Origin of the sequence: Winogradskyella damuponensis (assembly GCF_039538385.1) — a bacterium.
In the GTDB taxonomy this organism is placed as follows: Bacteria; Bacteroidota; Bacteroidia; order Flavobacteriales; family Flavobacteriaceae; genus Winogradskyella; species Winogradskyella damuponensis.
Window position 1 is genome coordinate 59,573 of record NZ_BAABCB010000015.1, and the last position, 12,778, is coordinate 72,350.

14 protein-coding genes are annotated in these 12,778 nt (G+C 32.3%); 10 read left to right on the forward strand and 4 right to left on the reverse strand.

Translation table 11 applies throughout. The features are described 5' to 3' along the window. Positions 1–459 carry a hypothetical protein gene (locus ABD730_RS06095; RefSeq protein ID WP_334466987.1) on the reverse strand — a complete coding sequence of 153 codons (459 nt, stop codon included), beginning with the start codon at positions 457–459 and terminating at the stop codon, positions 1–3. Beyond that, positions 437–940, reverse strand: a complete 504-nt coding sequence (locus ABD730_RS06100; protein WP_215925475.1) for a DUF4920 domain-containing protein — start codon at positions 938–940, stop codon at positions 437–439. The genes ABD730_RS06095 and ABD730_RS06100 overlap by 23 nt, the downstream gene beginning before the upstream one ends. Positions 941–1,057: 117 nt before the next feature. On the opposite strand from ABD730_RS06100, the gene ABD730_RS06105 reads away from it, so the two are divergent. After that, on the forward strand, positions 1,058–2,131 hold the full coding sequence (locus ABD730_RS06105; protein WP_334466989.1) for a branched-chain amino acid aminotransferase: 1,074 nt from the start codon (positions 1,058–1,060) through the stop codon (positions 2,129–2,131). 46 nt (positions 2,132–2,177) lie between these two features. Here the strand turns inward: ABD730_RS06105 and ABD730_RS06110 are convergent, their stop codons facing one another. Further along, positions 2,178–2,564, reverse strand: coding sequence for a pyrophosphohydrolase domain-containing protein (locus ABD730_RS06110; RefSeq protein ID WP_334466992.1), 387 nt, complete (start codon positions 2,562–2,564; stop codon positions 2,178–2,180). Between the two features lie 41 nt (positions 2,565–2,605). On the opposite strand from ABD730_RS06110, the gene ABD730_RS06115 reads away from it, so the two are divergent. The 5 genes from ABD730_RS06115 to ABD730_RS06135 all read left to right on the forward strand — a co-directional run bounded on the left by ABD730_RS06115 (position 2,606) and on the right by ABD730_RS06135 (position 7,653). Then, positions 2,606–2,791: a hypothetical protein gene (locus ABD730_RS06115; protein ID WP_215925472.1), complete on the forward strand. Its 186-nt coding sequence runs from the start codon at positions 2,606–2,608 to the stop codon at positions 2,789–2,791. Between the two features lie 230 nt (positions 2,792–3,021). Next, the gene (locus tag ABD730_RS06120; protein ID WP_344713311.1) at positions 3,022–4,827 is read left to right on the forward strand and encodes a tetratricopeptide repeat-containing sensor histidine kinase; all 1,806 of its coding nucleotides are present in this window, start codon (positions 3,022–3,024) and stop codon (positions 4,825–4,827) included. Beyond that, a complete protein-coding gene (locus ABD730_RS06125) occupies positions 4,824–5,444 on the forward strand; it encodes a response regulator (protein ID WP_215925470.1) in 621 nt (206 codons plus the stop codon). The genes ABD730_RS06120 and ABD730_RS06125 overlap by 4 nt, the downstream gene beginning before the upstream one ends. A 169-nt stretch (positions 5,445–5,613) precedes the next feature. Next, a complete protein-coding gene (locus ABD730_RS06130; RefSeq protein ID WP_344713313.1) occupies positions 5,614–6,936 on the forward strand; it encodes a DUF5723 family protein in 1,323 nt (440 codons plus the stop codon). A gap of 105 nt (positions 6,937–7,041) precedes the next feature. Beyond that, the gene (locus ABD730_RS06135) at positions 7,042–7,653 is read left to right on the forward strand and encodes a hypothetical protein (protein WP_215925468.1); all 612 of its coding nucleotides are present in this window, start codon (positions 7,042–7,044) and stop codon (positions 7,651–7,653) included. A gap of 100 nt (positions 7,654–7,753) precedes the next feature. Here the strand turns inward: ABD730_RS06135 and ABD730_RS06140 are convergent, their stop codons facing one another. Next, the gene (locus ABD730_RS06140) at positions 7,754–8,407 is read right to left on the reverse strand and encodes a YceI family protein (protein ID WP_344713318.1); all 654 of its coding nucleotides are present in this window, start codon (positions 8,405–8,407) and stop codon (positions 7,754–7,756) included. 150 nt (positions 8,408–8,557) lie between these two features. Between ABD730_RS06140 and ABD730_RS06145 the strand changes: the two genes are divergently transcribed. The 4 genes from ABD730_RS06145 to ABD730_RS06160 all read left to right on the forward strand — a co-directional run bounded on the left by ABD730_RS06145 (position 8,558) and on the right by ABD730_RS06160 (position 12,777). Beyond that, positions 8,558–9,115, forward strand: a complete 558-nt coding sequence (locus tag ABD730_RS06145; RefSeq protein WP_334467007.1) for a nucleotide exchange factor GrpE — start codon at positions 8,558–8,560, stop codon at positions 9,113–9,115. A gap of 51 nt (positions 9,116–9,166) precedes the next feature. After that, positions 9,167–10,291, forward strand: a complete 1,125-nt coding sequence (dnaJ, locus tag ABD730_RS06150; protein ID WP_344713321.1) for a molecular chaperone DnaJ — start codon at positions 9,167–9,169, stop codon at positions 10,289–10,291. Between the two features lie 243 nt (positions 10,292–10,534). Beyond that, entirely contained in the window at positions 10,535–11,461 is a 927-nt protein-coding gene (locus ABD730_RS06155) for an ABC transporter ATP-binding protein (RefSeq protein ID WP_215925464.1), read from the forward strand. 2 nt (positions 11,462–11,463) lie between these two features. Further along, complete coding sequence (locus ABD730_RS06160; RefSeq protein WP_215925463.1) at positions 11,464–12,777, forward strand: ABC transporter permease; 1,314 nt, start codon at positions 11,464–11,466, stop codon at positions 12,775–12,777. Position 12,778 lies beyond the last annotated feature (1 nt).

The window sequence follows — 12,778 nt, forward strand, 5'->3', positions numbered from 1 at the left end:
TTATTGAATCAATAGTTTTTTAATTTTAGGAATAGGACCTGTACATTCTGTTTTATGGCAATTAAGACAATTCGTAATTGCTGTATTAAAACGCTCTTTTAGATCCGTATTTGAAAGTGTATCTGCAATAGCTTCTTGTGATTCTATAAATACATTTACAAAACTCTGCCAATTTTTGGTTCTAGATTTACCATTTGTCATTTCTGCAGAATGTAATTTTAGTAAATCTAAAGGCATTGAATTTGGTGTTTCTCCTGCAACAATTTGCGCTTTTAATTGTTGGTTGTATACGTACATTGCATTCATAAAACCTGCCATTTCAGAAGGTTGGTACATCTCGTATACGACCTTTTCTTGTGTAGGTTCTATAGGTGTTTTTTCTTCATTTTTACAATTATAAAATATTGAAAATGATAGAAATATTAGTGCGTAGTGCTTATTTTTTAAGTAGAACTCCATCAGCTTCAAAACCATATTCAAATTTAGGGTCTGTAATCGCAGCAATTTCTTCTTCTGATTTACCAGCATCTTCTGCGTAATGTTTCAATTCATCAACAGATGTTTCAGAAACATAAGCTTTTCCGTTCATTACAACTTCACCTTCAGCATTTAATGGCATAAAAAAACCGTAATCTTTAAATTTTACCATTATTTTATCTTCACCGTTTACATCTATAGTCATCCAACAACCTTTCTTAGAGCAAACTTCTACAATTTTCCCTCTCATTTTTGCGTTAATAGTGTCTCCTGCTTTTAAGCCTTTATAGTGTTCCATCATACGCTCTGTAGTTAAGGCATCAGCATCGTTTATTTCTTTTCCGAAAGATGCATAAGCGATTTCTTGTGTAGCTTCTTCCACTTTGTTTTCAGTAGTTTTAGCTTCGTTTTTACAAGAAAATGCTACTAAGCTAATCGCTAAAAGTAAAATGATTTTTTTCATTATTTATGAATTTTGAATTGAATTATTATCGAATTGCGAATTTAAGCAATTTAAAGGAATATTACCTTTTTTTAACGGTGCCGATTATGTATTTTTGTTGCAAAACCGCATTCAATTATGGCTATTTATACAGATAAAATCAGTGTTGAAGTATCTAAGACGTCTAAAATCGAAAATGTAGATTTTAGTGATTTAACATTTGGCCGTGTATTTACCGACCACATGTTTGTCTGCGATTATGAAGATGGTAAATGGCAAAATCCAAAGATTATGCCTTATCAAGCTATGACTTTTGAGCCATCGGCACGTGTGTTTCATTACGGACAAGCCGTTTTTGAAGGTATGAAAGCTTATAAAGATGATGATGGAAAGGTTTTTCTATTTAGGCCTAAACAAAATTTTAACAGAATTAATAAGTCGTCTGCTCGATTAGCAATGCCTGTTTTTCCTGAAAACTATTTTTTTGAAGGTTTAGAAACTTTATTGAAATTAGATAGCGATTGGATTAAGCCAGGAGTTGGTAACTCATTGTACTTACGTCCATTTGTAATTGCTACAGAGCCAGCGATTTCTGCGTCACCTGCTAGCACTTATAGGTTTATGATTATTTGCTCGCCTGCAAAATCGTATTATAACTCTGCAGTACGTGTTTTAATTGCAGATCATTATAGTCGCTCTGCCAATGGTGGAGTTGGTGCGGCAAAAGCGGCAGGGAATTATGCTGCTCAGTTTTATCCGACAAGTTTAGCACAACAAAAAGGATTTCAACAAGTGGTTTGGACAGATGCAGACACCCATACGTTTCTTGAAGAAGCAGGAACCATGAATGTGTTCTTTAGAGTAAATGATAAGCTAATTACAGCACCAACAAGTGATAGAATTTTGGATGGAATTACTCGTAAAAGTATTATTCAACTTGCAGAAGATTTAGGTATTACTTGTGAGGTAAGACAAATTACAGTAGAGGAAATAAAAAATGCAGCAAAAGATGGAAGCTTAAAAGAGGTTTTTGGCGCCGGAACAGCTGCGGTAATTAGTCCAATATCTGCATTTGAGCACCAAGATGAATTATTTGAAATTTCGGGTGTTGATGCAGAAGATTCTTATGCTAAATTATTTAAGCAAACCTTATTAAATATTCAACATAATTTATCTGAAGATAAGCATGGTTGGAGACATGAGGTAAAATAAAATAATAATAATAGTAAAAAGAAAAGCAGCCCGTGGGCTGCTTTTTTTATGATTCTAAAATGGCTTTAATGTGAGGTTTAAAATAGTTAGGACCTTTTAAAACTTTGCCATCTTCACGATAAATTGGTTCGCCATCTGCGCCTAATTTACTCATGTTACTGCGTTGTATCTCTTCAAAGACTTCTTCTATTTTGTGCTGCATACCGTGTTCTATAATGGTACCACACAAAATGTAGAGCATGTCACCTAAAGCATCTGCAACTTCAACTAAGTCATTATTACTAGCAGCTTCTAAGTATTCTTCATTTTCTTCGCGCATTAATTTGTAGCGTAACATATTTTTTTCGTGACCTAAGTCGGCTTTAGGTGTTTCACGATGTCCTATTTTGAAAGCCGTATGAAACGCTTTTACTGCATTAATTTTGTCTTGCATAGTTGTTGTTTTAATCCTTATTTTTGCATAAAAATAAGAAGATGTTTAGTACTGGTCAATTGATTTTTGGAATATTATTTTTTATTGCATTTGTAATCGTTATTGCATATCAGTATCGTAAAGATCTTCAACTTCATAAGAAACACTATAAAGGAACCTTTTGGGTGCTCATTGCTTTTATTGGTTTTATTGGTATGATTGCAGCAATTAAGTATGTTTTTATGTAATCATCTGTTTTTTAGTCTTTTTGTCTAAGATTAGTATACAATTCAAATTTTATAACTTATTTTCAAAAATATACCTCTTATTAGGTATGTTTTGGTGTGTTTTTACTTTGCATCTTTGACATGAAAAATGATTTTTAAATCAAAAATTTATAAATCCCTGAGATTTTATGAAAGTAGAGTGCTGTTATACAAATTTTAAGATTATACTATGTGTCTTACTACTGCCATTGATGTGTAATAGCCAAAAACAACAAGATTCTTTATATACAATTTGGGGGAATACGCAATTAGCTGATACTACAAGAGCTAGTGCTTACAGGGATTTTATTTACAATAATTATTTCGAAAATAAAACAGATAGTGCTTATGCTATGGCATTGCGTTTAATGGATTTTACAGAAGTACATCAATTAAAAAAACACAAAGCAGATGCACTTATACTTTTAGGTAAAATAGAACATATTTTTGGAGACACTCCTAAAGCGTCAAAGAATTTTGAGTCGAGTTTGAGCATTTATAAGGAATTAAACAATAAAAGAGGGCAGGCAAAAGCTATTAATGGTTTAGGTGTTTCTTATAAAAAAGTGTTTAATCTTGATGAAGCCAAAACATATTATGAAAAATCATTAGAGCTCAGTAAAGAGATTAAGGATACCATTTTAATGTCTCAATCTTTAGTTAATATAGGTAATATCTATATTTGGAGATACAAATCAGACAAAGCACTAAGTTATTATACGGAAAGTTTAAAGCTATCTAAAGCCGCTAAAAATAAACGAGAAGAAGCTTTAGCTTTAATAAATATAAGTAATGCTTATACCCAGAAACAAGATTATAAACGGTCTGAAAATTATATGAATGATGCCATAAAAATTGGAGATTCATTAAATAATTATAACATTTTAGCTCATGCCTACCAAGGGTTGTGTCTTAAATATTTTAAACAAAAGGATTATGATAAGCTTATAAGTACAGCAGATAAGCTATTAGGCTATGGGCAAAAGACGTTTAATGATGAAATGATTGGTTCCGCTTATTATTTTCTTTTAGAAGGCTATAAGGGAAAACGAAACTTTGATTTAACCGTAAAATATCTAGAGTTAATTAAAGATTTTAAAACCAATATAGATGATGTTCTTACAATAAGAACACTAGCAAAAATAAAAATAGATAACCACCGCACAAAAGATAGCCTTCTTCATATAAACCATACATTAAAAACAGGAATATCGCATCAAAAGGAAAAAGCGAATCTGTTTTTAGCTTGGGGCGGAAGCTTAGCAGTGCTTTCAGTTATAGCGTTTTTTATATACAAAAATATAAAGCGCAAGCAACATAAGGCAGAGAAAGAACGTCAAGATGAAATTGATGAAAAAGAAAAAATTCTAAAAGATTTAGAGCTATCTACGATTGATGCTATGATTGAAGGTCAGGAAAAAGAGCGCAAACGTTTGGCTGCCGACTTACACGATAGTGTTGGTGCTACTTTGGCAGCAGCAAAATTACAGTTCGATTATTTAGTAAATCATCAAAAAGATACTGCAGATTCAGAAGAGCTCACAAAAAAAATAAGCACATTATTAGAAACGGCCTATGTTGAAATTCGCTCTATGGCACATCTAAAAAATTCTGGTGTAATTGCAAAAAATGGTTTACTACCAGCTGTAGAAAAATTAGCAAGAAATGCATCCGGAATAAACGGGTTAGAGTTTGAAGTTCAGAGTTTTGGTTTGGATCAGCGTTTAGATAATTCGTTAGAAATTTCAATTTTTAGAATTATTCAAGAATTGGTAACTAATATTATAAAGCACGCTAAAGCAACTCAAGGAACAATTCATATTACGAATCACTCTGATAATCTCAATATCATGGTCGAAGATAATGGTGTTGGCTTTAATCCTAAGCAACTATCTAAAGTAAAATCGAAAATGGGAATCACCAGTATAGATAGGCGTGTAGAGTCTTTGGGTGGAAAGTTTACAATTGAGTCTGAAATAAGTAAAGGAACAACAGTAATAATAGATCTGCCATTATGATAACAATAGCTATAGCCGAAGACCACCAGTCTTTTATAGATGGTATCAAATTGCTTTTAGAATACGAAGAAGATATAGAAATTGTAGGCACTGTAAACGATGGTGAAGCGCTTTTAGATTTAGTACGCCTTAAACAACCTAATGTGGTGATTACAGATATAAGAATGCCAAAAAAGGATGGTATTACGGCAACAAAAAAGATAAAAAAAGAATGGCCACACATAAAAATATTAGGCTTTACAATGTTTGATCAAAAAGATGCCATTAAACAAATGTTAGAAGCAGGAGCTTCTGGGTATTTATTAAAAAACTCACCTTTAGAAGAGGTTCTGAAAGCTGTAAGATCAGTATATGAAGGCAATACTTATTTTGACGCTAACATTGAAATAGAAGTGGAGAATGATGCCAATAAAAAGGCAAAAAGCATTCTAACGAAACGACAAGTTGAAATCTTAAGTTTAGTAGCACAAGGAAAAACATCTCGAGAAATTGCAGACGAACTTTTTATAGGTGTGCATACCGTTGAAACACATCGTAAAAACATGATTCGAATTCTTGGGCTTCATGGTAAAGGAGAGTTAATGCGTTATGCTTTAGAAAAGAAGTATAGGTTTTAAGATTATTACCAGCTTGCTATATGTCAATTCCAGAGCAAAAGTATATCCTGTTATCGGCATATTATTAAAGCAACTAAAATTTTAACCTTTAAAAAAGGTTTTATATCTAGAAAAAAAACTCAAACTCAATTATAATTCTAATTTCGCTATTAACCAACCTTAATGTATTATGAAACATAAAAACCTATTAAACATTTCTTTTTTTCTCTTAATTCTTAATTTATCCTTTGGCCAAAGTTATGTTGGTCATTCTATTGATAATTATTCTGGTATCCAGGGTGTAATTTACAATCCATCGAGTATTGTGGACTCTAACTTAAGAGCTGATGTAAACTTAGTATCTGCTAGTGTCTTTGGTGGTAGCGATTATTTTGGAATAAATGCCAGTGATATTATAAATTCTAATGGTAGTTTTGATTTTGAAGAAGATAGTGAAAAATTCTCAAGTAATTCTAATAACTTTTTTTTAAACGCAGACATTGTCCTGCCATCGTTTATGTTCAACCTTACTAAAAAGAGTAGTATTGGTATCGTAACTAGAGCAAGAGCAAACTTTAATATTAATAATATAAATGGAGAGCTTTATGAAGTCATTGCAGATGATTTTAATTCAGATGAAGACTTTGACTTTGATTCTAAAAACTTAAATGGAACAGTGCATGCATGGGCAGAAATAGGATTAGCCTATGGTAGAATACTTATGGAGAAACCTAATCATATCTTAAAAGGAGGTGTGACCTTAAAATACCTCCAAGGTGCAGGTAGTGTATTTATGAGTAGTCCTGGTTTACAGGGAAACTATGTGGCATCAACAGAAACATTAACAACTCAAGGTGTTTTAAATTACGGTACAAGCCAAGATTTTGATAACGATGATATAGATTTTAGTAATCTCACCTCTGGTTTTGGTTTAGATATTGGCTTTACTTACCAATGGTATAAGGAGCGTGAGAATGATGATCTTCCTACTTACAAAGACCCTTATAAATTAAAAGTGGGTGTATCTGTTACAGATATTGGTTCTATAAATTATGATAATTCTACTGTTAATAGTTACGATTTAGATGCTACGGTAAATACGGCAAATTATGAAGACGATGTAGAAGACTTTTTAGATTCTAACTATGCAACTGTAGAAACCAACAAAGCAGCAAAAATAAACTTGCCAACGGCATTACATTTACTTATAGATTACAGGCTGACAAAAAAGTGGTTTGTGAGTGCGCAAGCAGATTTGTCTATGGTAAAAAAAGGATCAGAGTTAAGTACTTCTGTTCTTAATACGGTAACTATGGCACCAAGGTTAGAAACAAAATGGTTTAGCTTTTACGCACCACTTAGTTTTAGACAATATGGAGATGTGTCTTTTGGAGGTGGTATTCGATTAGGACCTTTAACAGTAGGTTCTGGATCTGTTTTTACAAACCTTTTATCTGATAGTTCTAAAACTACAGATGTTTATTTGGGGTTAAAGATTCCGTTGTATAGATAACATTAGATATAAAAGATAAATTAAAAAATACCCAATAGCGGGTATTTTTTTAATTTATAGAGTTTTGTAAGTTTACAGAGCTATTAATCAGTAAATTATAATGTTATGAAGCAATTAAAAATTTTATCTGTTCTTTTTATTTTTGTTATTTTTTCAACCTCTTGTAGTAAAGATGATGATGAAGCCAGTGATTTTGATGGTAGTATAGAATCTGTTAAAGACTTTTTTACACCAGAACTTGTAGTCGCATTAGAAGACCTTGGCTTCAATATTAATCAAGGAGATACTCCTCCAAATATAGAAGGATCTTATTTGTCTGCACCTGTTAAGCTAGAAGCTTCAACAGTATCTGGAGATTTTGTAGGTAAAAGTTTTCCAGATTATACTTCTATTTTTTCAAACCAAAATAATAGTCGTTTAAAAATAGATTTTAATGGCATGGGTGGCAGCCAAACAGACGAAGGTTATGGGTCTTTAATTTCTGGAACTGATAATGAATTTTCGGTTTACTTAAAACTTACCTCACAAATATCTGGCTCTGTAGAAGTGGTGTCTGCCTATGCTATATCTGGTAGAATGACCGATAATGGTATCGAAGATTTTCAAATGGCTATTTTAATGTTAGATGACAAAGGTGATCCAGACGGTGTCTACATTGATAACAATACAGGTAGGTTATTATACGATACAGATAACTTCTCAGAAAAAATTAATTAAAAACCTAAATTATGAGAATTTAAAAATTTATTTCTCTTTTAATAAAAAAAAAGCAGCCATTTTAATGGCTGCTTTTTTTTTGTAATAACAATGGGATCTTTTAAGCTTTATTTGCAGTTAAAGTTACTTTTAACTCAATGTCATCGTTAATAAATTTATCGCCTAAATTATCAAAGAATGATTTAGAACCATATTCAACATTCCACTTAGAACGATCTATTGTAAACGTTTCACTTGTTAGCGTTAATTTATCACCATTAACAGTTGTTGTTACAGGGATGCTGATATTGTTTGTAGCGTCTTTTAATGTTAAATTGCCAGATAGCATAGTTTTTCCATCTTTAGTTTCAATTCCTGTAATCTGAAATTTTGATACAGGATATTTTTCTACATCAAAGAAATCAGCACTTGATAAGTGTCCTACTAATTTAGCATTACCTTCTTTTTCTACTGGAATATCTAAAACAGTAATACTAGTCATGTCAATAGCAAATTTACCACTTTCAATAACTCCGTCATTAACATTTATTATTCCTTCTTTAATGTTAATTGTGCCATTATGAGTGCCAGTTGGTTTAAAACCTTTCCATTCAATAGTAGAATCATCGGTATTAACATTGTATGTTACAGACATAGCTTCAGCAACTGCCGCTTCTGCAGCTTTCTTCGTTTCTGCTTCTTTTGCTTTATCACCACAACTTGTAAATGTAATTATAGTAATTAGCGTAAAAATGTTTAAAAAATTAGATTTCATGTTAGTGTTTTTTTTATTAGAGTTGTTAAAAACAAAGATATGAAATACTGTGTTTAATGTATGATAAAAAAATGTTAATGACATTTTGACATTTTTATAATAATGGCAGTACTTTTGCCTATCTAATTGAAAGTTAAAAAAGAACTCAAAATGAGTAAAAGAGATAAAAACAATAAGGTTGAGGATCCACAAGTAGAGGATCAAGCAACAACTACTACAGAAGCTGATGTTGAAACACAAGAAAACGAGATGAAATCTCCAGAAGAACAATTACAAGATCAACTGGTTGCTGAGAAGGATAAATTTATGCGTTTGTTTGCTGAATTTGAAAATTACAAAAAGCGAACTACAAAAGAACGTATAGAATTGTTTAAAACAGCAAGTCAAGACGTTATGATGTCTATGTTGCCTATTTTGGATGATTTTGAACGTGCTTTAACACACATAGAAGACGATAAAGAAGCCGAAGAATTAAGAAAAGGTGTCTTATTAATTTACAATAAGTTAGTAAGTACATTAGAGCAAAAAGGCTTGTCTAAAATAGAAGTAAGACAAGGAGATGTCTTTAATGCTGATAACCACGAAGCAATTACCCAAATTTCTGCTCCAAGCGAAGACTTAAAAGGAAAAATTATTGATGTTGTAGAACATGGTTATAAGTTGGGAGATAAAGTCATTCGTTTTCCTAAAGTGGTAATTGGGCAATAAAATTAAAAAAAAGAGTTTTCCTTTATACGGAAACGAACAATAAAGCATTCGATGAAAGAAGATTATTACGATATATTAGGCATAAGCAAAGGTGCTTCTGATGCAGAGATAAAAAAAGCATATCGAAAGATGGCTTTAAAATATCATCCAGATAAAAATCCAGATAATACTGAAGCAGAAGAAAAGTTTAAGAAAGCAGCTGAAGCTTATGAAGTATTAAGTAACGCTGATAAAAAAGCACGTTATGACCAATTTGGTCATCAAGCCTTCAACGGTGGCGGCGGTGGCGGCTTCGGTGGCGGCGGAATGAATATGGATGATATCTTTAGTCAGTTTGGCGATATTTTCGGAGGAGGCTTCGGAGGTGGAGGCGGTTTCAGTGGCTTTGGCGGAGGTGGCAGACAGCGCGTAGTTAAAGGTAGTAATTTACGTATTCGTGTAACGTTAACTCTAGAAGAAGTCGCTAACGGTATTGAAAAGAAGATAAAAGTAAAGCGTAAAATTCAAGCGCCAGGAACAACGTACAAAACGTGTAGTACCTGTAATGGATCTGGCCAGGTTACAAGAGTTACTAATACTATTTTAGGCCGAATGCAAACTGCAGCAGCTTGTCCAACTTGTGGTGGAGCAGGTCAAAGTATTGATAAAAAACCTTCAGATGCAGATGCACAAGGTTTAAAAGTGTCTGAAGAAACCGTAACGGTTAAAATACCAGCTGGTGTTGTAGATGGTATGCAACTAAAAGTAACAGGAAAAGGTAACGATGCGCCTGGAAATGGTATTGCTGGTGATTTGTTAGTTGCCATACAAGAAGAAGATCACCCAACATTAAAACGAGAAGGTGATAACTTACATTACGATATGTATGTTAGTCTTCCAGATGCCGTATTGGGTAACTCAAAAGAAATAGATACCGTAACCGGAAAAGTAAGAATTAAGATTGAAGCTGGCGTGCAGTCTGGTAAGATATTAAGATTACGTGGCAAAGGTATACCTAGTATTAATGGGTATGGTAAAGGAGATTTATTGGTTCATGTAAATGTCTGGACACCAAAGACTTTAAATAAAAAGCAAAAAGACTTTTTTGAAAGTATGAAAGAAGATGAACATTTTGAGCCTAAACCTGAAAGTTCAGATAAATCTTTTTTCGAAAAGGTAAAAGATATGTTTTCATAAGCACATCTATTTAATAAAAAATAGTATATTTGAATTATCGCTAATGCTAATTAGCGGTAATTTTTCTTTTTCATAGCAATTTTTTCCCATCCTTATTTAGTTATAAGGGTGGGTTTTGTTTTTATAATATTCGATGTTTTAGTGCATTATAAAAAAGAATAATTAGTAAGGTTTTTATTCTTTATAACTCTTCAACATTTAATATATTTACATACGAACCTATTTATAAAAAACTAATTGAATATGAATGACTTATTAGTCGCAAATTCTGTATCAAAAAATTTTGGGGATTTTAAGGCGTTAAATAAAGTTTCTATTGCGGTACCTAAAGGTAGTATTTTTGGCTTACTAGGGCCAAATGGCGCAGGGAAAACAACGCTAATTCGTATTGTAAATCAAATTACAATGCCAGACGAAGGCACTGTGCTATTAGATGGAAAAACATTAAAGCCAGAACACATTAGAGATATTGGTTATTTACCAGAAGAACGAGGCTTATATAAGTCTATGAAAGTTGGTGAGCAATGTTTGTATTTAGCACAATTAAAGGGTTTAAGTAAATCTGAAGCTAAAACAAGATTAAAATATTGGTTCGATAAGTTAGAAATTGGAGATTGGTGGAATAAAAAAATTCAAGAATTAAGTAAAGGACAAGCACAGAAAATACAGTTTGTAGTAACGGTTTTACACCAACCTAAATTATTGATTTTTGACGAGCCTTTTTCAGGTTTTGACCCTATAAATGCGAATCTTATTAAAGATGAAATCTTACAGCTTAGAGATGAAGGAGCAACGGTGATTTTTTCAACCCATCGTATGGAATCTGTTGAAGAATTATGCGATCATATTGCTTTAATTCATAAGTCTAATAAGGTTTTAGATGGTAAACTGAATGATATAAAACGCCAATACAAAACAAATACGTTTGAAGTAGCCTTAGAGTCCCCAAATAAGGAAAGGGTACTTTCAGAAATTCAAAATACTTTTGAAGTGCTTCCTGCAACGTTTAAAAATTTGAATAACGATATTAAATTGAATGTGAAAATAGGAGAAAACACATCGCCAAATGATTTATTGTCGTTTTTAACCTCAAAAGCAGAAGTACATCATTTTGTAGAAGTTATACCTTCAGCTAATGACATTTTTATTCAAACTGTAAAAAATAACTAAAAATGAATCATTTACCACTCATTATAAAGCGTGAATATTTAACAAAGGTTAAGAATAAGTCATTCATTATAATGACCTTTTTAAGTCCTTTAATAATGATAGCGCTGATTGCAGTTGTTGCTTATTTATCACAATTAAATAACGATAAGCAACGTACAATTTCGATATTGGATGAAACAGGTTATTTGTCTGATATTTTTCAAAATACTGAAAATACAACTTACACCAAATTAAACGGATTAGATTTAGATGATGCTATAGCTTTAGTTAAAGAAAAAGAAGATTACGGACTTTTGCATATTGCTAAAGTAGATGCTTTGGATGCCGTTTCTAATAATGTAAAATTCTATTCAGAAGAGTCGCCTTCATTGAGTATTATGTCTGGTTTAGAACGAAAAATTGAAAAGCGTTTACAAGAAATAAAATTGCAAAAAGATGGAGTGACACTTACTCAAATAGAAGCTTCTAAAACCAATGTAGATATTGCTCAAGAAAGTTTTGAAGGTGAGAAAAGCTCTAAAATAGACAATGTGGTCAAATTGGCTTTTGGAGGTATTGCGGGGTATTTGCTATTTATGTTCATAATTATTTATGGAAATATGATCATGCGAAGCGTAATAGAAGAAAAAACCAGTAGAATTATTGAAGTAATTATTTCTTCCGTTAAGCCTATTCAATTAATGATGGGTAAAATTATTGGGACGTCACTAGCCGGTGTTACGCAGTTTGCTATTTGGGTTATTTTAGGCGGAGTTTTAATGATGGTAGTGTCTTCAATTTTTGGAATAGATTTGTCACAAGCTTCTACACCACAACAAGAATTAATGAATCAAGCTATGGAAGCCGAAGGAGCGCAAGCCATGGCAGAAAATTTAATTACTGCGATTAGTAACTTGCCATTAGCAAACCTTGTAGTTGCCTTTATGTTTTTCTTTATCGGAGGTTATTTATTGTATAGTTCTTTATACGCAGCAATTGGTGCAGCGGTAGATAATGAAACAGATACTCAGCAATTTATGCTGCCAATATTAATGCCATTAATTTTAGCCGTTTATGTTGGTGTATTTACGGTTATTGAAGACCCTCATGGAACGGTTTCAACCGTATTCTCGTTTATTCCATTTACATCTCCTGTGGTAATGTTAATGCGTATTCCGTTTGGTGTACCGCTTTGGCAACAAGGCTTATCATTAGTGTTACTAATAGGAACATTTATTCTTGCAGTTTGGTTTGCAGCTAAAATTTATCGTGTAGGTATTTTAATGTATGGTAAAAAACCAACCTATAAAGAATTATTTAAGTGGTTGAAATATTAAT

Coding starts and splice junctions, on each gene's coding strand:
- ABD730_RS06120 (WP_344713311.1), top strand. CDS start 3,022: ATGTGTAATAGCCAAAAACAACAAGATTCTTTATATACAATTTGGGGG.
- ABD730_RS06145 (WP_334467007.1), top strand. CDS start 8,558: ATGAGTAAAAGAGATAAAAACAATAAGGTTGAGGATCCACAAGTAGAG.
- ABD730_RS06100 (WP_215925475.1), bottom strand. CDS start 940: ATGAAAAAAATCATTTTACTTTTAGCGATTAGCTTAGTAGCATTTTCT.
- ABD730_RS06140 (WP_344713318.1), bottom strand. CDS start 8,407: ATGAAATCTAATTTTTTAAACATTTTTACGCTAATTACTATAATTACA.
- ABD730_RS06110 (WP_334466992.1), bottom strand. CDS start 2,564: ATGCAAGACAAAATTAATGCAGTAAAAGCGTTTCATACGGCTTTCAAA.
- ABD730_RS06130 (WP_344713313.1), top strand. CDS start 5,614: ATGAAACATAAAAACCTATTAAACATTTCTTTTTTTCTCTTAATTCTT.
- ABD730_RS06155 (WP_215925464.1), top strand. CDS start 10,535: ATGAATGACTTATTAGTCGCAAATTCTGTATCAAAAAATTTTGGGGAT.
- ABD730_RS06125 (WP_215925470.1), top strand. CDS start 4,824: ATGATAACAATAGCTATAGCCGAAGACCACCAGTCTTTTATAGATGGT.
- ABD730_RS06160 (WP_215925463.1), top strand. CDS start 11,464: ATGAATCATTTACCACTCATTATAAAGCGTGAATATTTAACAAAGGTT.
- ABD730_RS06115 (WP_215925472.1), top strand. CDS start 2,606: ATGTTTAGTACTGGTCAATTGATTTTTGGAATATTATTTTTTATTGCA.
- ABD730_RS06105 (WP_334466989.1), top strand. CDS start 1,058: ATGGCTATTTATACAGATAAAATCAGTGTTGAAGTATCTAAGACGTCT.
- ABD730_RS06095 (WP_334466987.1), bottom strand. CDS start 459: ATGGAGTTCTACTTAAAAAATAAGCACTACGCACTAATATTTCTATCA.
- dnaJ (WP_344713321.1), top strand. CDS start 9,167: ATGAAAGAAGATTATTACGATATATTAGGCATAAGCAAAGGTGCTTCT.
- ABD730_RS06135 (WP_215925468.1), top strand. CDS start 7,042: ATGAAGCAATTAAAAATTTTATCTGTTCTTTTTATTTTTGTTATTTTT.